At 68.7% G+C, this 18,572-nt stretch carries 16 protein-coding genes; 2 read left to right on the plus strand and 14 right to left on the minus strand.

Features of this window, described 5'->3' with window-relative positions; all coding sequences use genetic code 11:
- The 13 genes from M503_RS16630 to gspE form a co-directional block, all read right to left on the minus strand.
- Positions 1–256 (minus strand): hypothetical protein (locus M503_RS16630; protein ID WP_037061578.1); only part of this gene is annotated, 256 nt, incomplete at its 3' end.
- A 269-nt stretch (positions 257–525) separates the two neighbouring features.
- The gene (locus M503_RS0114685) at positions 526–4,803 is read right to left on the minus strand and encodes an RHS repeat protein (protein WP_155952083.1); all 4,278 of its coding nucleotides are present in this window, start codon (positions 4,801–4,803) and stop codon (positions 526–528) included.
- A gap of 209 nt (positions 4,804–5,012) precedes the next feature.
- The gene (gspD, locus tag M503_RS0114690) at positions 5,013–7,139 is read right to left on the minus strand and encodes a type II secretion system secretin GspD (protein ID WP_028917498.1); all 2,127 of its coding nucleotides are present in this window, start codon (positions 7,137–7,139) and stop codon (positions 5,013–5,015) included.
- 47 nt (positions 7,140–7,186) lie between these two features.
- Positions 7,187–7,873 carry a hypothetical protein gene (locus M503_RS0114695; RefSeq protein ID WP_028917497.1) on the minus strand — a complete coding sequence of 229 codons (687 nt, stop codon included), beginning with the start codon at positions 7,871–7,873 and terminating at the stop codon, positions 7,187–7,189.
- The gene (gene gspM, locus M503_RS0114700; protein WP_028917496.1) at positions 7,863–8,489 is read right to left on the minus strand and encodes a type II secretion system protein GspM; all 627 of its coding nucleotides are present in this window, start codon (positions 8,487–8,489) and stop codon (positions 7,863–7,865) included. The genes M503_RS0114695 and gspM overlap by 11 nt, the downstream gene beginning before the upstream one ends.
- Positions 8,467–9,600: a PilN domain-containing protein gene (locus tag M503_RS0114705; protein WP_028917495.1), complete on the minus strand. Its 1,134-nt coding sequence runs from the start codon at positions 9,598–9,600 to the stop codon at positions 8,467–8,469. Before M503_RS0114705 ends, gspM begins: the two co-directional genes overlap by 23 nt.
- Positions 9,597–10,370, minus strand: coding sequence for a general secretion pathway protein GspK (locus tag M503_RS0114710; protein WP_051412620.1), 774 nt, complete (start codon positions 10,368–10,370; stop codon positions 9,597–9,599). The genes M503_RS0114705 and M503_RS0114710 overlap by 4 nt, the downstream gene beginning before the upstream one ends.
- Positions 10,371–10,501: 131 nt before the next feature.
- Positions 10,502–11,158, minus strand: a complete 657-nt coding sequence (locus tag M503_RS0114715; protein WP_051412617.1) for a prepilin-type N-terminal cleavage/methylation domain-containing protein — start codon at positions 11,156–11,158, stop codon at positions 10,502–10,504.
- A complete protein-coding gene (gene xpsI / locus M503_RS0114720; RefSeq protein WP_051414663.1) occupies positions 11,158–11,601 on the minus strand; it encodes a type II secretion system protein XpsI in 444 nt (147 codons plus the stop codon). The genes M503_RS0114715 and xpsI overlap by 1 nt, the downstream gene beginning before the upstream one ends.
- On the minus strand, positions 11,598–12,068 hold the full coding sequence (xpsH, locus tag M503_RS0114725; RefSeq protein ID WP_051412615.1) for a type II secretion system protein XpsH: 471 nt from the start codon (positions 12,066–12,068) through the stop codon (positions 11,598–11,600). The genes xpsI and xpsH overlap by 4 nt, the downstream gene beginning before the upstream one ends.
- A gap of 43 nt (positions 12,069–12,111) precedes the next feature.
- Positions 12,112–12,546, minus strand: a complete 435-nt coding sequence (gene gspG / locus M503_RS0114730; RefSeq protein WP_037061592.1) for a type II secretion system major pseudopilin GspG — start codon at positions 12,544–12,546, stop codon at positions 12,112–12,114.
- A gap of 44 nt (positions 12,547–12,590) precedes the next feature.
- The gene (xpsF, locus tag M503_RS0114735) at positions 12,591–13,808 is read right to left on the minus strand and encodes a type II secretion system protein XpsF (protein WP_028917489.1); all 1,218 of its coding nucleotides are present in this window, start codon (positions 13,806–13,808) and stop codon (positions 12,591–12,593) included.
- 4 nt (positions 13,809–13,812) lie between these two features.
- Positions 13,813–15,576 (minus strand): type II secretion system ATPase GspE, encoded by a 1,764-nt coding sequence (gspE, locus tag M503_RS0114740; RefSeq protein ID WP_051414664.1) that lies wholly within the window; start codon positions 15,574–15,576, stop codon positions 13,813–13,815.
- A gap of 290 nt (positions 15,577–15,866) precedes the next feature.
- On the opposite strand from gspE, the gene M503_RS0114745 reads away from it, so the two are divergent.
- The gene (locus tag M503_RS0114745) at positions 15,867–16,160 is read left to right on the plus strand and encodes a hypothetical protein (protein ID WP_028919638.1); all 294 of its coding nucleotides are present in this window, start codon (positions 15,867–15,869) and stop codon (positions 16,158–16,160) included.
- A 19-nt stretch (positions 16,161–16,179) separates the two neighbouring features.
- Here the strand turns inward: M503_RS0114745 and M503_RS0114750 are convergent, their stop codons facing one another.
- Positions 16,180–16,536: a GFA family protein gene (locus tag M503_RS0114750; RefSeq protein WP_037061583.1), complete on the minus strand. Its 357-nt coding sequence runs from the start codon at positions 16,534–16,536 to the stop codon at positions 16,180–16,182.
- Between the two features lie 129 nt (positions 16,537–16,665).
- Between M503_RS0114750 and M503_RS0114755 the strand changes: the two genes are divergently transcribed.
- The gene (locus M503_RS0114755; protein ID WP_028919637.1) at positions 16,666–18,474 is read left to right on the plus strand and encodes a DUF885 domain-containing protein; all 1,809 of its coding nucleotides are present in this window, start codon (positions 16,666–16,668) and stop codon (positions 18,472–18,474) included.
- Positions 18,475–18,572 lie beyond the last annotated feature (98 nt).

Below are 18,572 nucleotides of genomic sequence, written 5' to 3' on the forward strand. Positions count from 1 at the left end.
CGCTCGGCCCGTAGGCATAGCCCGTGGCCGTCGCATCCGACCCCCGGTCCTTGCGCACCCGCTGGCCCAGCGCGTTGATCCGGTAGTAGGTCGTGATGCCGCCCTGGGTCACCTGGCCGAGCCGGTCGAACGCGTCGTAGCCGTAGCTGTTGCCCCCGCCGCTGGTCGTGTTGCCGCGGATGTTGTAGACGAAGCTCTTGGCCCGCGGGCCGGTGATCGAGCTCAGCCGGTTGTTGGCGCTGGCCGTCACGTACACGTCGGTCGCCCCGCCCTGTAATCGAAAGGGGTCGGGTTCATTTTCCCTGATGCCTAAAATGTACCTGACCCCTTTTCCTGAAGATTTTCTTGAAGAACATGTAGCTGAGGTACAGGGCTACGAGACCAATTGGAACCGCAACCCAATCGAACGGTTCCAACCCGCCCGTCACATAGATTTTGCTTCCTATGTAGAACACCGCTCGCAAAAAGATTGAGAGACATACCAGCGCGCCAACCCATCTCATAAATTTGCTCTGCATATTCACCTCAATTGCACCCGCATGGGTCATTGGCAGCCTCGTTTATACCCTTCATCGCTTCCATGGTGTCCTTATCCGTCGCTGCTCGGCGCATCAGATTTCGGAAGCCTCTAAGCGCTCCACTGAAGGTCATCGCATTGGACGCCACTTCGCCGATCGCTGCGCCTTGTGCTCCAAGGAGCATCCCTCCGACCTGACTAAATGCAGACGGCCTCTCCTTCCCGTCAAGAGCAGTCTGAATACCAGACATTCCATCGTACATAGTGGCCATTCCAACGCCAGCCACAAGAGCACCAGGCGCTGCAATTTCCGGTTGTCCAGCGGAAACACCTATTAAGAACGATGCAGTTCCACTAATTGCCTCATAGCCACCCATTCCGATGTCCGCAACGCCGAACGCTATGCCCAAGTAATCGGGCGGGCAAGGTCTTAGGCCAAACGGATCAACGAAGCTGACCGGATTCCCCCCGACATAGGCATAGGTATTCAACCCGCCCGCCAGCCCAATCGGATCGCTTTCGACATAGCGCCCCGTACTCGGATCGTAGCTCCGGAACCGGTTGTACCAGAGCCCACTCTCCTGGTCCCAGTACTGCCCCGGGAACCCCAGGTTCAATCCCCCGATACTGTCCAGGGTGACGGTGCGGTCGAACGCATAGTTGCTCGCCCGCCAGACAATCGCCCGGCTGCTGTTGCTCGCCACCTCCGGCCGCCCCAGGTGGTCGGTGTGGATCGCATAGAGTTGCCCGCCGCGCACCAGCGCCACCGGCTCCCCGCCCGGCAGCCGCAGGTAGTGGCTCCAGCTGCCCGCGCCCCAGCTGTACTCGGCCTCCACCTGCCCGCTCGGCCCGTAGGCATAGCCCGTGGCCGTCGCATCCGACCCCCGGTCCTTGCGCACCCGCTGGCCCAGCGCGTTGATCCGGTAGTAGGTCGTGNTGCCGCCCTGGGTCACCTGGCTGAGCCGGTCGAACGCGTCGTAGCCGTATGTGTTGCCGCCGCCGAGGGTGGTGTTGCCCCGCGCGTTGTAGCTGAACCCCTTGGCCCGCGGGCCGGTGATCGCACTGAGCTGGTTGTTGGCGCCGGCGATCACGTAGCTGTCCGTCAATCCGCCCCAGGTGTGGCTGGTCCGGTTGCCGTTGGCGTCGTAGCCGAACCCCTGGTTGGCGCCGCTGGCCGTCACCCCGGTCAGCCGGCCCAGGGCATCGTACCCGTAGGCCTGGGTCAGGGCGCTGTTGACGCCGTTGGTGATCTGGGTGATCTCCTCGGCGGCGTTGTAGCCGTAGGTCAGCCGCTGCAGGTCGGTGCCGCCGTTCTTCGCGTTCAGCTCGGTCAGCCGCCCCACCCCGTTGCGCACCACGGCCCGGGTGGCCCCGTTGCCGTAGGTCCATCCGCTCGCCGCGCCGAACGGACGGTAGCCGATCCCGGTGGCCACGTGGTGGGTCACACCGCCGACCATCGCCGTCATCGCCGTCATCCGTCCGCCGCTGTAGCCGTAGCCTACGCTCACCCCGCCCGGATAGCCGATCCCGGTCAGGCGCCCGGCTGCATCGTAGGCGTATGTCTGCCCGAACGCCACGCCACTGCCGGCCACGGTCTGCGACTGCGCCGTGGCCTCGCCGGCGCTGTTGTAGGTCCAGCCCAGCGTTCCGCTCGGGTCGCCGACCGCGCACAGCCGGCCCTTGCCATTAGTGCAACTGTCCCAGGTGAAGGCCTGGGTCTGGCCGCCGGAGGCCGCCGAGGTCACCCGGCCCAGGCCGTCGTAGCCATACGTGGTGGTCAGGCTGCCGGCCCGGGTCATCGAACTGCGCTGGCCGTAGGCGTTGTAGGCGTAGGTCGTGGTGCCCGTGTCCGGGCTGACCTGCTGGGTCAGGTCGCCGAAGCCGTTGTAGGTGTAGCTGGTGACCTTGCCGCGCGGGTCGGTCACGCTGGACAGCCGGCCCAGCACGTCATAACCGAACTGCGCCGGCTGCAGCAGCGGGTCGATGACCGTCTTCCTGCGGCCATGGCTGTCGTACAGGTACGCCGTGGTCCGGCCCAGCGGATCGGAAACGCCCGCCAGCCGGCCGTTGGCGTCGTACTGGTACAGCGTCTCCTGGCCCGAGACCTGCCACGACCGCTCCAGGAACCCGGCACTGTCGTAGGCGTACTGCGCGTTGCTGGTCTGCGTGAACGAGACGCCATCGGCCTGGTAACCCGTGCGGCGCTGGGTGACGTTGCTGAGCGCGTCGTAGCTGATCAGCAGCCGGTCCAGCGAGTTGGCGCCGTAGAGGCTGCCGCGCGACTCGCGCACCTCGGTCAGGCGGCCGATGCCGTCGTACAGGTAGCCCAGCGAGATCCCGCCGGGACTGGTCGTGGCCGACGGCTGGTCGTCGGACCGCCAGGTCGTGGTCCAGTCGCGATTGCCGCCGGGACCGAGCACGCGCTGCTGGGTCAGGCGCCCCTTGAGGTCCCAGGTGTACTGGGTGACCAGCCCGTTGGCGTCGGTCATGCTGCCCGGCAGGCCCAGGGCGTTGTAGCCGGCGTAGGTGACCGCATGGCCGAGGCCGTTGGTCACCGAAGTGAGGTTGCCGGCCGTGTCGTACTGGTAGGTCACCGCGTCGCCGTTGCCGTCCAGCGGGCCATCGACGACCAGGGTCTGGATCATGCGGTTGCCGTATACGGCATAGGCGTAGGTGGTGGTGCGCTTCTGGCCAGACGTGCAGTCCGGCGCGCACTGTTCCACTTTTTCCAGCAGCCGCGCGCGGGGCGCGTCGCTGTCCGGGTAGTAGGTGTAGACGGTTTCGGCCTGGATGTTGCCGCCGTTGCCGTAGTGCGACTCGCGGACCAGCAGGTTGCGCGCGGTATCCCAGCCATAGGTGGTGCGCTGCTGGTTGGCCGTGCTGTTGCCCGGCGCCGGGCCGACGCCGCTGCGCCGCTCCAGCAGTTCGCCGCGGTCGTTGTAGGTGAGGAAGGTCTGGTTGCCCTCGAAGTCCACGTTGCGGGTGGGATAGCCACGGGTGTCGTAGTCGGTGGCTGCGACTCCCGCCGGACAGGCCGTGCTGGCCGGACGGCTCACCGAGGCCACCCGCTTGATGCCCTTGACGGTCACGAAGTTGTAGCGCGTGGTGTGCCCCAGCGCATTGGTCACGTCGGTGTAGTTGCCGCCATACGCGAATGTGTCGCGCTCGACCGCGCCTTCGCGCCCGGACCAGGCGACCTTCCCGTCGGCCTGGTACGAGTAGCGTGTCTTGCGCACGCCATCGATCGAATACCCGGTCAGCGCCATGTAGGAGACGGGGTCCTCGTAGTGATAGGTCCTCGTACCCAACCCACCGGGATACGTAACCGAGGACAAGACCCCATTGGCGTTGTAGCCGTAGCTGTAAACCTGGTTGTTGGGCGCAGTAATGGACGAGATCAATCCACTGGTCCAGGCAATCGTGATGGATCGCCCGGACGTGTGGGTGACCTTGGTCATCCGGTTGCTGGTGTAGGTGAAGGTGTATCCGACGTTGCGGTTGTCCCGGATGAACAGCGGCAGGCCGTTGCTGTTGTACCGCTCCGTGCCCACCCCTTCTGTCCTGAGGGTGAAGGTGTCCTGAGACTGGTTGCTCCAGAAGTTCGCGTTGATCCAGCTGCGCGATTCGGCGCGCGGGTCCTCATAGCGCCCGCTCGATGCGTTCCATGTGTATTCGTAGGCACGCCCATCCGGACGGTAGACCGTGATCGCGCTGTAGCGGGCGCCCTGCAACGGGCAAGGGACGCCTGGCTCCTGCGTCCCGGGCTGGCATACCGGGGTGAAGCCAGGATTGGGGGTGAAATTCAGCCGGTAATCGAACGCCCATGTCCAACCGGGGCCGAAACTGGGAGCGCCGCGGGCCCTGGAATACCAGCGGTTGAGGACAAAATCTCCGGCGGACGTAGCAAAATCCAATTCTTCGAGAATCTTGTTGCCCGACGGGATCACCACCGGTTGGCCTGAAAGATCAGACGGGGCTTCTTCTTGACCGTCGCAGCGCTGCTCAGGCTGCATCGGCTGGGTATTGTCCACAGTCGTAGCAGGGGCAGTAATATCGCCTCCACTTCCGCCCTCCATACGAATGCTCGAGAATCTACGATAAGCCAGGCGATCGACAAAGCCACGCACCCCTCGCACTTCAATAGGATCCTCTTCCTTGTCTGGCGCTCTTGTCTCAGCCGGGGCCTCATTTGAAGCGGCTATCAAACCGAACAGCAGTATGAAATTAAGAACTACCTGGCCTACAGGTACGGCCTGCTTATCTCGGTTGATCAAGATATCCCCCATCTAGATATTAGTTGCTGGCGTCGCGGGCCAAACCCCATTGACGCACCCCCAATCTTCTAGCGCTGAGCGAGCGCTAGACTTCCCCAAGAATCACTCTGCTCGCGCCCCTCTGCACGAGCCATACGACTTCTGCAATTCCAACGTTAGCCCAAGCCTGTTTGACATTCTGTGATCGGACTCGCACACCTGCGCAAGTGAAATATTTACGCCTATGGCCTGCGAAGCGGCTCGAGTGCTCGAAACGACCTCCCATATTCGTCGGTGAGGTTCGCCGCTTCCTGCGGATTGCGGATTACCGTCGGCGTCAACAGCACGATCACCTCCTCGCGACTGTCGTTCACGACTTGGCGCCCGAATAGACCGCCCAGGACCGGCAGCCGGCTCAGACCAGGCACTCCGGACGAACCCGTGTCCTGTCCTTGGCTGATCAGACCGGCGAGCATGATCGTGTCGCCAGCGCGGATCGCCGCCTCGGTCTTCAACCGGCGGGTATCGATGCGCACGTTGCCGTTCTCGTCGGCGTCGGTCTGCGAGCCTGGCGTGCTGACTTCCTGGACGATGTCCAGGAACACCATGCCGTCGCGGGTCACCCGGGGACGGACCTTGAGGATGATGCCGGTATCCAGGTACTGCACCTGGGTATAGCGGCTCTCGCCCGTTCCCGGCATCACCGACACCGAGGTCACCGGAATCTGGCTGCCGACGATGAAGGTGGCCTCGGCATTGTTGCGGACCACCACCGAGGGCGTCTGCAGCAGCTGCACGTCGGTGACCCTGTCCAGCGCACTGATGACCGCGGCCGCGTTGCGGCCGAGGAAGGTCCAGCCCAGGCCGTTGCCGGTGACGCTGCCGGCGATGCCGCCCCATATGTCGCGGCCCAGCGCGCTGGGCAGGCCGGGACCCGCAGGCGGAGCGGCGGTCACCGCGTTCTCGAAATACCAGTTCACCCCGTAGCTCAGTTCGCCGGTGAGCTTGACCTCGGCGACCTGCGCCTCGATGTGCACCTGCAGCGGCATCACGTCGAGCTTGTCGATCACTTCCCGGATCGAACGCCAGGCGGAGGGACGCGCGCGGACCAGCAGCGAATTTGTTTCCTCCACCGCCGACACGCCGACCCGGTCGCCGTCCACCTCCAGGCTGAGGCTGGCGTTGCCGCTGGCCGCCGGGCTCAGCTGCAGCATGCCTTCGTTGGCTCCACCACCCTGGCCGCCGAAGCCGACCGTTCCGCCACGGCTGTCCAGCCCGCCGCTGTCCAGCTGCATGGGCGTGGCGCCGGGGGCCAGCGTGGGCCCGGCGGTGACACTTCGGGCGCCGGTGCCGACGCCGTAGACTTCGGCCAGGCGTTCGGCCAGATCGCGCGCCTTGATGTACTTGAGTTCGTAGGAATACAGGCGCGCCCCCACACCGGCGCTGTCGATCCGATCCAGCCACTGCTGGACCTGGTCCAGGTAGGCGGCCTGCGGGGTGATCACCAGCACCGCGTTGGCGGCTTCCAGCGGCAGGAAGCGGAACATGCCGGCGCTGGGCGTCTTGCCACTGTCGCCGAACACCTTCTCCAGGTCCGCCGCCACCTGTCCGGCGCGGCCCGACTGCAGCGGGAAAACCCCGACCGACATGCCCGACAGCCAGTCGACATCGAACACCTGTACCGTGCGCAGGTAGTTCTCCAACTCGGCTGCGGTCCCGCCCAAGGTGATGAGGTTGCGGGTCGGGTCGACCGCGACGACCGCGTTGGTGCGTGCGTACGGCTCCAGCACTTTCTTCATTTCCTCCGCGCCGATGTAGCGCAGCGGCACCACGCGCACCTCGTAGCCTCGGGCTCGCGCGGCCGATCCCGCACGCGGTGCCACGCTGCCGTTCATGCCCTGGTCGGCCGGGACCACGTTGTAGCGTCCGCCGCTGTAGATCAGGCGTGCGTTGTTCTGGCCCAGGACCATGTCCAGCAGCCGCATCGCTTCGCCCGGCGATACCGGGTTGGGCGTGGCCAGGGTGACGGTGCCTTGGACGTCGGGCGCGATGACGTAGTTCTGGCCGAGCATCTCGCCCAGGATCGCCTTGACCACCGCGTGCAGCGATTCGCCCTCGAAGTTGAAGGTGGCCAGGCCCGAGCCCGCGTCGCTGGGCGACGGCGGCGCGAGGGCGGCCTCGTTGATGACCTGGCCGCTGCCGCGACGGATCAGCGGCTGGGGACGCGCGGCAACATCCTCCGCACCTGGCGCATCAGGGACGGCTGTAGTCCGTGGATCGCTGTTGCGACGGATATCGGCGGTGGGAACGCTGCTGCAGGCCGCGAGCAGGAACATGAGAAGAAGGGTGGCGATCGTGCGCAAGGTCATGCCGGTGCTCTTGGAGTGTGTCGTTGAGGCCATGCGGGTCCCAGGCCTCATTGTTTGAGTCGCTGGCGGCGTTCTTCGATCCGCCGCCGGATGTCTTCGATCTGTTGCTGCGTGCCGGCAGCGGGAACTGGCGACGCAGGCTGCGCCAGGGTCACGCTGGCGCCCGTGGCCGGTGGTGGCACCGGGGGCGTGGCCGCCGACGCAGGCGCGGGGAAACCGGGAGCCCCCCCCCGCCCTGAGCGGCCGCCTTCGTAGGTCTGCAGCGCCAACGAACGGGTGCCGCCGGGCCCGGCCACCGCCGCCGCGCGGGGTTGCAACGAAAGCAGCCGCCAACCCGCCACCTCGGGACCGTCCAGGCGCAGCCGCAGCGAGGCGCCGTTCGGCGTCTGCAGGGTCGCCAGTTGCAGGCCCGGCGTGATCAGCACGCCGGTCAGGCGGACGTCTTCGGCCGCGGCCGGCTCGGCGTCGGGAACGAGCTGGAAGGCCTTGGGCAGGCGGTCCGCGGAGAACAGCGGCTGTGCGGCGATGCCGGAGTAGCGATCGAAATCCCGCAACCGCTCCGGCGCCTGCTCGGGCAACGCCGGTATGGCCAGCGCCGCCGCGCCGGCCTCCTTCCCGGCCGCCGGCGCAATCCGCCCGCCCAGGCCGGTCATGGCCAACAGCCATACCGATACCGCCCAGCCGGCCACCACCACCAGCAGCCAGGTGCGGGCATTCAATGCTTCAAGGCGCATCGCCGACCTCCACCGGGACGCCGGTGGCCCCTTCCTGGTCGAGATAGCCGCTGAGGTCGAAGCTGGCTTCCACCCCGCCGCTGTTGTCCCGGCCGTCCGCAGTCCGCTGGGCCAGCAGGCTCACCTTGTCGACGAACAGCCGTGGCTGCCCGCTCTCCAGCGCATGCAGCACTGCGGCCAGTGCCGGCACGCCGCAGCGCAGGTGCGCACGGAGCGACACGCGGATGAAGCGGCCTTCTTCGGTCTCCGCCGGCAACGGGGAGCGGTTGTGGATCGCACAGGTGCGGCCGTCGGGACTGGCGGCCAGCACTGCCGTTTCCAGGCGCTGCGCCAGGCCCGCGCTGGCGAGTTCGGCGCTGCGCTCGGGCAGGAAGCCGGGACGTCCGGCCAGCGCGCCGGCGACTTCCTGCAGCTGTCTTTCGACCTGCGCTGCCTGCCGTAGCTGCGCCTGGATGCGCTGGTCGCGTTCCTGCAGGTCCCGGATCCGCTGGTCGGCCTCGCGCATCGGCCCTGTCCAGGCCGGATGCACGATCAGTGCGTAGGCCGCCGCCAGGACGGCGAGGAGCAAGGCCAGCGCCATCCAGCGCTCGCGCCTACTCGGTGCCGGGGTCGCCATCGGCGGTCTCCGTTGCTGAAGAGGCACCGCCCGCCAACTGGGCGGTCACGGTGAAGCGGTTGCGGCCGGACGCCGGGTCGGACTGGAGCGTGCCGGCCAGCGCCGGCTTGCGCCACAGTGGCGCGCCCTCCATGCGTTCGATCAGGGACGGCGCATCGCCGCTGGACCCGACCAGCAGCAGTTGGTCGCCCTCGATCGAGAACTTCTCGAGCCAGGTGCCCTCGGGCAGGCGATGCGTCGCCTCGTCCCATACTTCCACCACGGTGGGCCGCGCGGCACGGACCCGGTCGAGGAATGCGGCACCTTCGACCAGTGCCGAGAGCCGGCCGCGCTGCGCCGCGACCTGCCTGGCCTGCGCGGACTCGGCTTCGACCCGGCGCTGCAATGCGTCGGCGGCGTCACTCCGGTTCTTCAGGACCTGGTGGCCGGCACCGCCGATGGCGAGCAACGCGACCGCGGCCAGGAGCAGGTTCCAGCGCCGCAGCGGATCGGTCCGGCGGCGCCGCTGCGCCGGCGGCAGCAGGTTGAACCCCAGTGGCCGGCCCTGCGCATCGGCCAGGTCGATGCCGGCCAGCGCTGCCGGGGTTTCCCCCTGCCCGCCCAGTTCCCGATCCAGCACGCGCCGCGGCACGACGACGATCTCCACATCGATCTGTCCGTCGTCGCTATGGCCGATCGTGCGGGCGTCGTAGTGGACTTCGCCGGCCGCGAACGGTGTCTGCCGGTCGATCTCGAATCCGACGACCTGCCGCAGGTGCCGCGATGCGGACGCCGGCAGGCGAAGGCGCCGACGCAATCCCGATGCGGTCGGCAGCAGCCACCAGCGCGGCAGGGCGGCCGCACGCGCAGCCAGCAGTCGGTCAAGATCGAGCGAGTCGCCCACGACGGGGATGCGCGCCAGTTCGCGCAATCGTCCGTCCCCCTCCCAGAGGACGAGCAGCTCATCGGCCTGCCTGCACAGCAGCAGGCGGTCGTGGGCCCAACCCAGCAGGTCGCGCCAATCGCGGGGAAGCCACGCCGCCAGGCAGCCTCGCCACCAGTCCCAGAAATCAACCAGGCCCGGAAGCCGGCGCACGCCGACGCCTCCGGGACCAACGCCCGCCGTGTTCATCGTGTCGATGTCCCCCTTTCCCAACGCAAGACCGCATAGGTCGCACCCGGCACCGTGCCACTGCTCCGCACCGTCGCCCGCAGCACTGCTTCGCGGCCATCGACCAACGTAGCGCGGCTGTCGATGCTGTAGGTCCCGGTACCGGCTATCGGCTGTGCATCCCGATGTTCGTGGCCGATGCGCGCGACATCGGGCCCCAGCGCGGCAAGCACCGGCGCGGGAGCGAACTCGGCATTCGGGCGCGGCATGCCGCTGAACACCGTCAAGTGCGGCGCCAGGGCGGCGAACAGTTCCGGTGTCATGCCCAGCACCCGGTGCAACTCGGCCACGCTCTGGAACGGTGCATTCTTGGCGCCGTAGGCCCGGCCGGCGGCGGCGTACGCCGGATCCTCGGCGCCGCCACCGGGCTGGACCAGCGAATCCGGGTCGCGCCAGTCCGCGATCGCGCCGGCCAGCTGCTGGGCCGCCGCCGGCTCCGTGCCCACGGCGCGCAGCAACGCCGCCAGCAGTACCGGATCGGCCTGGTTGATGTCGACCTTGCCCGACTCGTCGACGATCCGCAGTTCGACGGAGGCGCCCGCGAAGGACCAGGCGTAGGGCCGGCCGTCGGCTGCCCATCGGCGCTGGGGATGCGGATCGGCCAGGCGCGCCATCGCGTACTCGATGCCGGCGCGCGCGACCTCCTGGGCCTGTGCACCGTCGGCCTGCACTTTCCCCTGCAGCATCTCCACGCGCGAGGCCAGTGCGAAAGCGCCGATCGTCGCCACCATCACCACGATCAGCCACAGTACGAGCGGAAGCGCTGCGCCGCGCTGCACGCCTGCGCCATGACCGCCTGGCCGGCCGCCGACCTGCCGGCTGAGCCAGCTGAGCCGGCCCGGCAGGGATGCACCCGTCCGCCTCATGGCGTGGCTCCGGCACCGCCGTTGGGCAGCGACACCACCATCGGTGGCCACGCCTCCCCCTCGTCCGGCTCGATCACGACCTCGACCTGCAACGGCATCCGCTCCGGCCAGGGCCAATGCGCCTGCCAGTCGCCAAGGCCGCCTTGCGGGTCGATCCCGCGATAGCGGAAGCGCACCGCCAGCAACCGATCGGCCAGCATCTCCGGTGGACGCGCGGCCGTCCCGGCGACCACCCTGCCCGCCTGGACCATCGACAAGTCCAGCAGCAGCTGTCGCCGGTTGCCGTTGCCGTCCACCTGCAGTTCGTGCAGATACGGCCCTCCCTGGCCCAGGTACGGCGGCAGATCGGCGACGAAGCGCATCCGCTCCGGTTCGCCGACGAAGCGCAGCGGACGTGCGCCGTCGCTGCTGTCGAACGCGATCGGCAAGGCGCCGGCCAGGCGCCAGCGCAGGAAGCCCTCGACCGCGCGCATGCGCTCGCTGCGCGCGGCGATGGCTTCGCCACGTGCAGTGACGGTCTGGGCGGACCGGATCACCGCGAAGGCCAGCGCCAGTCCGGCCGCCAGCAACACCATGGCCAACAGCACTTCGATCAGGCTGAAGCCTCGCGCGCGCACGGCGACCGGACCGGCAGCGATGGATGGACCGGGCATCAGCGGACACCTTCCGCGGGAACCAGCCGCAGGGTGTGCCAGCGCATTGCCTGGGCGGGCCCGTCTCCCCAGCGGACCTCCAGGGTCAGCTGCCGCAGTTGCGGCGAGGCGGACCGCTCCGGCATCGCCTGGACAAGCGCAGGGTCGGCGTAGGGTGCGATCTCCAGTGTCCAGCGGTAGCGATCCCGGTCGAAGGTGCCCTCCCTCCGTCCGGGCTCCAGCGCCTCGCCGACGCCGGCCTGGGCCAGCAGCGATTGCGCGTGCAGGCTGGCGCGGCTGAGCTCCTCCGAATGACGCACCTGCCGCGCGGCGCCCGACAGTGCGCCCAGCAGCATCGTCAGGGCCAGCGCCAGCAGGGCGAAAGCGACGATCACCTCCAACAGGGTGAAGCCGGCGCAACGCGCGGCACCGGCTCGGCCTGCGCGGCGAAGCCGCCGCCTCACCGCACGCCCTCCACCGACAGGCGGCTGAGCGTCACCTCGCCGGTGAGCCAGGCCACGTCGACCTGCCAGACGGCGCCTCCCGACGCCAGGCGCACGCGTCCGCCGGTGGAGCCGCCGTCCTCGAAGAACACGATCGCGCCGGTGCCGGGACCTGGCTGCACTTCACGCGCGCCGATGAAACCGATCTCCACGGCATCCGGAACCCGGCCCTGGCGCGCGCCGGCCGCCCGCCAACGCCGCTGCTGCGGATCGATCTCGAACCGCTGCATCTGTCCGCTGGCGATCGCCTGCGCCCGGGTGTAACGCAGTTGCGCGGCGATCTCCTTGGCGCTGCCGCGCATCCGCACGCCGTCCAGGCCACCGCTGTACGCCGCCACGGCAAGCGTGCCGGCCAGCGCAACCAGCGCCATCACCAGCAGCAGTTCGAGCAGCGACATGCCGTTCGCACGCCGGCGGCAGACCCGCATGCTCACGCTGACGTCCCGTTGCGCACCGGCGGCACCGCTCCAGTCATTCGTAGCGGACCTCCGCGTCGTAACTGTCGCCGCCAGGCTTGCCGTCCTTGCCCAGACTGAACAGGTCGAAGGGCTGTGACTCGCCCGGCACCCGGTACTGGATCGGATGGCCCCAAGGGTCGTTCAGTTCGGCCGCCTTGGCGTAGGGTCCGAGCCAGCCGCCGGCATTGCCGGGCGACGTCACCAGATCCTCCAGCTTCCCTGGCAGCCGCCCGGTATCCAGCTGGTAGTTCTCCACCTTCCCCGCCAGGGTCTGGATCTGCGACCGTGCCAGGTTGGCCTTGCCGCGGTCCGCGCCGCCGAGCACCCGGCTGCCGACCAGGGTCAGCACCCCGCCGATCAGCACCAGCACGATGATCATTTCCAGCAGGCTCATGCCCGCCTGCCGGAAACCCCTGCGTACGGGGCGCGGCCGGGCGATGGTTCGCATTGCGGTCTTCTCCATGGATTGCATTCTTCGGTGGCGCGTCGCACTCATCCCAAGGCACCGGTCAGGTCGTACAGCGGCACCAGCACCGCGACGATCACCAGGCCCACCACGGACGCCAGCACCAGCGTCACCGCAGGCACCAGCGCCGCGAGCAGGCGGTCGATGGCGCGCTGGGTCTCCTGCTCGAAGACCTCGGCGGCCTTGAGCAGCATCCTGTCGAGCGCACCCGATTCCTCGCCTACCTGGATCATCTGCAGGGCCAGCCGCGGAAAGCGCCCGCCCTCGGCCAGCGCCGCGGACAGGCCGAGGCCATCGCGCACGCGGTCGCAGGCCATGCCCACGTCCGCGGCCAGTGCCCGGTTGCCGAGCACGTTGCGGGCGATGCCCAGCGCGCCCAGCAGCGGCACCCCGTTCTTCAGCAGCGTGCCCGCGGTGCGCGCCAGGCGCGCGGTCTCCAGCCGGACCAGCAACGGCCCGAGCGACCGGCGGCGCAACAGCCAGGCGTCCAGGCGCAGGCGGGCCTGGGGATCGCGTCGCTGGCGGTCGAGCCACCACGCCGCCACGGCCAGCGCCACCGGCAGTACCGGCCAGCCCGTACGCACGACCAGCCCCAGCCACAGCACCAGGAGGGTGAACCATGGCAGCGGCACCTCCAGGCTCTCGTACATCAGCGCGAACTGCGGCACGACGTAGCCGAGCAGGAACAGCAGCGCCAGTCCCACCACCACCAGCAGGATCGCCGGGTAGATCAGGGCATTGACCACGCGCGTCTTCAAGGCCTGGCTGCGCTCCAGGTACTCGGCCAGGCGCTGCAGGCTCTCGTGCAGGTTTCCGCCGGCCTCGCCGGCGCGGACCATGTTCAGGTACAGCCGTGAGAACACGCCATGCTGCCGTTCCAGCGCCGACGACAGCGACGCGCCGCCACGCAACGCCTCACGCACATCGGCGATCAGCCGCCGCGTCCGGTCGTCGTCCGGCACTTCGAGCAGGATCGATAGCGCCCGGTCCAGCGGCTGCCCGGCGCCGAGCAGGGTCGCCAGCTGCTGGGTGAACTGCGGCAGTGCATCGCCCGCCAGCGGCCTGCGGCGCGCCAGGGTCCGCAACCACGCGCCGCCACCAGCCGCGCCGGCAGGCCAGGCCTCCACCGGGAGATGGCCCTGCTCCTGCAGCCGCGCGATTACCTCGGCATCGCTGGCCGCCTCCATGCGCCCTTCCAGCATCCCGCCGCGCGAATCGATCGCCTTGTAGTCGAAGAAGGCCATGCGCCTAGCCTTCCTCCGTCACGCGCAGCACTTCCTCGAGGGTCGTCTCGCCACGCAACGCCTTGGCCACGCCGTCCTCGTACATGGTCCGCATGCCGCCTTCGCGGGCGATGCGCTCGATCTCGTCGGCGCCGGCCCGGCGCATGGTCGCGGCGCGCAGGGCGTCGTCCATGACCAGCAGCTCCATGATGGTGGTCCGCCCCAGGTAGCCAGTGGGTGTCAGCGTCGACGGCCGCGGCCGGTGCAGCCGGATCTCGCCCTGCGGCTGGAAGCGGCGCAGACCGAAGCGTTCGATCTCCTCCGGCGAGGCCGGATAAGGCTCGGCGTGGGTCGGCTCCAGGCGCCGGACCAGGCGCTGGGCCAGGATGGCATTGACGGTGGACGTCAGCAGGTAGTCCTCCACGCCCATGTCCAGCAGCCGCGCCACCCCGCCGGCGGCGCTGTTGGTATGCAGCGTGCTCAGCACCAGGTGACCGGTCAGCGCCGACTGGATCGCGATGCGCGCCGTTTCCAGGTCCCGCATCTCGCCGATCATGACGATGTCCGGGTCCTGGCGGACGATGCCGCGCAGGGCGCTGGCGAAGTCCAGCCCGATCGTCGGCTTGACCTGGATCTGGTTGATGCCCTCGATCTGGTATTCGACCGGGTCCTCGACCGTGATGATCTTGACGCCCGGGGTGTTGAGTCGCGACAGCGCGGCGTAGAGCGTGGTGGTCTTGCCCGAGCCGGTCGGGCCGGTCACCAGCAGGATCCCGTGCGGATGTGCCAGGGCACGCTGGAACTGCGACAGCAGTGCGTCGGTGAAGCCCAGCTGCCGGAAATCGAACACCACCGTCTCGCGGTCGAGCAGGCGCATCACCGCGCTTTCGCCATGCGCGGTCGGCATCGTGCTCACGCGCAGGTCCAGCTCCTTGCCCTGCACCCGCAGCATGATCCGCCCGTCCTGCGGCAGCCGGCGTTCGGCGATGTTGAGCTTGGCCATGATCTTGACCCGGCTGAGCACCGCGGCGGTGAGTTGGGCTGGCGGGCTTTCGCCCTCGGACAGCACGCCGTCGATGCGGTAGCGCACCTTCAGCCGGCTCTCGAACGGTTCGATGTGGATGTCCGAGGCGCGCAGCTCCACTGCACGCTGGATGATCAGGTTCACGAGGCGGATGACCGGCGCCTCGGAGGCCAGGTCGCGCAGGTGCTCGATGTCGTCGACACTGCTTCCGTCGTTGCCATCGGCCGTGTCGACGATCACACCCATGGTGGTGCGCCCTTGACCGAAGAAGCGCTCGATCAATGCGTCCACCTCTGTCCCTATGCCGACCTTGGGCGCGACTTGCAGGCCGGTCGCAAGGGCAATCGCGTCCACGGGGTATGGGTCATGGGGATCGGCCAATACCACTTCGACGACGCCATGGCGTGAAGCGATGGGACATATCCGGAACTGGCGCAGGAATCGCAGCGAGATGCCCAGGCTTTCAAGACTCAGGCCATCACCCGGCTCCAGCGAACCGAGCACCGCGCCATCGATCAGCGGGAGGCCGAGGATATCGGCACAGGCTGCCGCCTTGTCCTGCTCCGACAACAACCCGAGCCGGGCCAGCAGCCCGAGGCGACCGGCCTCCGCCCCGGAACCCAGACTTTGGATTCGCTGCAGGTCGCCAGCTTTCAGCCGACCGGACGCGACCAAGGCATCGATGATCGACGCCTCGGCGTTCAGGACACTCCCAGTCGCTATCGCACCTTCTCGAGCAAGCGAGCCGGCTTCTAGTTCTTTCATGGACCCGCTTGACCCCATCCCCTAGGCCAAGCGCCGCATGCGCTTGCCCGGCACCCAAGCTAGCCGGAGGCAGGCCAAATTTTTGTGATATGCGCCTCGATTCGGCCAGCGCGCACGCCAGGCGGGAATCGAACCGGGCCGGGGCAGCGGGCCAATGGGCCGCCAGGCCATCCCGCTGCCACGAAGATCGAAAACGGACGGCGGGCCGGTATAGCGCGGGCACCGACACCATCACCCGGCCTTGATGGGAACGGCGGCAGGCTGGCCACATCCCGCACGGAACCCATGCCATGCCCCAACTCCGCATCCGCATCACCGGCAGCGACGACGACCTGCGCGCGGTGGCCGACCTGCTGCAGAGCGTGGAAGGCATCGAGCACGTGGAGGAGGTGGCCGACCTGATGCCGCGCATGGACGACGACGATTCCAGCTCGGCCGGGCTGTCGGACGACATCGGCCCGGGCACCCACGAACTGGAGGTGGACGCTCCCAACGAGTACACCGCCGGTCGCGTGCGCGAGGCGGTGGAGGAGCTGGCGATCCGCCTGGGCCTGGCGGTGGAGTTCGAGACCGACGGGGAGTGACCCCGCTTCGACCGGCGCCTCAGAAGCTGGCGCCGTCCACCGGCACGATCTTCAGCGTCGCCAGGTCCACGTCCGGCAGGCAGCGCACGTTGACCGCGACCGTCTTCGCCCCGCTCTGCGGATCGACGCCCTCGCTGAACGGCGCGATGCCGCAGGCCGTGCAGTGGTGGTGGTCGATGTGGTGGCGGTTGAAGCGGTAGGTGGCGACGTCCTCCGGCAGCGAGACCAGGTTCAGCGCCTCGCGCGTGCCGAACCAGAGCAGGCCGCCGCGGCGCCGGCACATCGAGCAGTTGCAGTCGTAGGCCTCGGCGATCGGTTCGCCGGTTTCCAGTTCGAAGGCGATGCGGCCGCAATGGCAGCTTCCCGCGTACTTCATGGCTGTGCTCCGTGGCCGGGCGCACAGGGTAACCGCTTGGCGCCCGCGCACCAGTCCCCTCCTCCGGCACGTGCGCCGGGCCGCCGCCGCGGCCTATGCTTGGCGCTTTCCGCCCGCTGGAACCCTCCCATGCGCCACACCCTGCTCGCCGCCGCCCTCCTCGCCGGCCTGGCCGCCTGCCAGAAGGCCGAATCGCCCACCCCGCCCGCCGGCACCCGCAGCACCGTGGCCGCCGCCGACAGCGCGGCCGACGCCGCCTTCGCCGACCTGTCGCAACGCGCGCTCGACGGCTGGCTGCGCTCCTCGCCGGTCCGCGCCACCCGGATCGGCGAGCACCGCTACGACGGCGAGCTGGACGACCTGGGCGAAGAGGCCCGGCGCGGGCGCCTGGAGTTCGCCCGCGCGATCCTCGCCGAACTGGAGGCGATGGACATCGCCGCGCTGGCGCGCGAGAACCAGGTCGACGCCGCGATCCTGCGCAACCAGCTGCGCTACGAACTATGGATCGGCGAGACCCTGCAGAGCTGGGCCACCGACCCGCAGATCTACAACAGCCTGGCCGGCGGCGCGATCTACGGCCTGATGGCGCGCGAGTTCGCGCCGCTGCCCGAGCGGTTGCGGTCGGCCACCGCGCGCATGGAGAAGATCCCCGCGCTGCTGGCGCAGGCGCGCGCCAACCTCGACCCGGCGCGGGTGCCGAAGGTCCATGCCGAGACCGTGGCCAGGCAGAACGCCGGCATCCTGCGCATCGTCGAGAACTACATCGCCCCGAACCTGGACCAGCTGGACGGCGCCGACCGGCAGCGGGCCGATGCGGCGATCGCAGGCCTGGAGCGGGCGGTGGCCGAGCACCAGCAATGGCTGGACGGAACCCTGGTGCCCAATGCGAAGGGCGAGTTCCGCATCGGCGCCGAACTGTACGACCAGAAGCTGCAGTTCGCCCTGCTGTCCTCGCTGTCGCGCGCGGAGATCAAGCAGCGCGCCGAGGCCGAACTGGCGCGCGTGCGCGGCGAGATGTACGTCATCGCCCGCGAGGTGCTGGCCGGCAAGCCGGGCGCGCCGGAACTGCCGGAAAACCCCACGCCCGCGCAGCAGCAGGCGGCGATCGAGGCGGCGCTGGAGCTGGCCTACGCCGAGCGCCCGGCGCGCGACCGGGTCGTGGCCGACGCCCAGGCCGCGCTGGACCGCGCCACCGAGTTCGTCCGCGCCAGGGACCTGGTGACCCTGCCCGACGCGCCGGTGGAGATCATCGAGATGCCCGAGTTCCAGCGCGGCGTGGCGGTGGCCTACGCCGACTCGCCGGGGCCGCTGGACAAGCACCTGAAGACCTTCTACGCGGTCTCGCCGATCCCGGAGGACTGGAGCCAGGCGCAGGTCGACTCGTTCCTGCGCGAATACAACTCGCGCATGATCGAACTGCTGAGCATCCACGAGGGCACCCCGGGCCACTACCTGGAGGGCTGGCACTCGGCCAAGCACCCCTCGACCCTGCGCGCGGTGCTGCGCTCGGGCATGTTCGCCGAGGGCTGGGCGGTGTACACCGAGAAAATGATGGCCGACGCCGGCTACCTGGACGACGATCCGCTGTTCCGCCTGGTGCAGCTGAAGTTCTACCTGCGCACGATCGCCAACGCGATCCTCGACCAGGGCGTGCACGTGGACGGCTGGACGCGCGAGCAGGCGATGGACCTGATGGTCAACCAGACCTTCCAGCAGGAGCGCGAGGCCGCGGGCAAGTGGGTGCGCGCGCAGCTGACCTCGGCGCAGCTGCCTACCTACTTCGTCGGCGTGCAGGAGCACTTCGACACGCGCAAGGCGGTGGAGGCGAAGCTGGGCGATGGCTTCAAGCTGAAGGCCTACCACGACCAGGTCCTGTCCTACGGCGCCCCGCCGGTCCGCTTCGTCCGCCAGCTGATGCTGGACGAGCCGATCCAGTAAGACTGAAGGGCGCCGTGAGAACGGCGCCCTTCTTCTGTTGGGCGCTGGGAAACTGCGAAGGCAGAGCAACAACAGCAACAACAACAGCAACAACGTTA

It is taken from the genome of Pseudoxanthomonas suwonensis J47 (assembly GCF_000513955.1).
GTDB classification, from domain to species: domain Bacteria; phylum Pseudomonadota; class Gammaproteobacteria; order Xanthomonadales; family Xanthomonadaceae; genus Pseudoxanthomonas; species Pseudoxanthomonas suwonensis_C.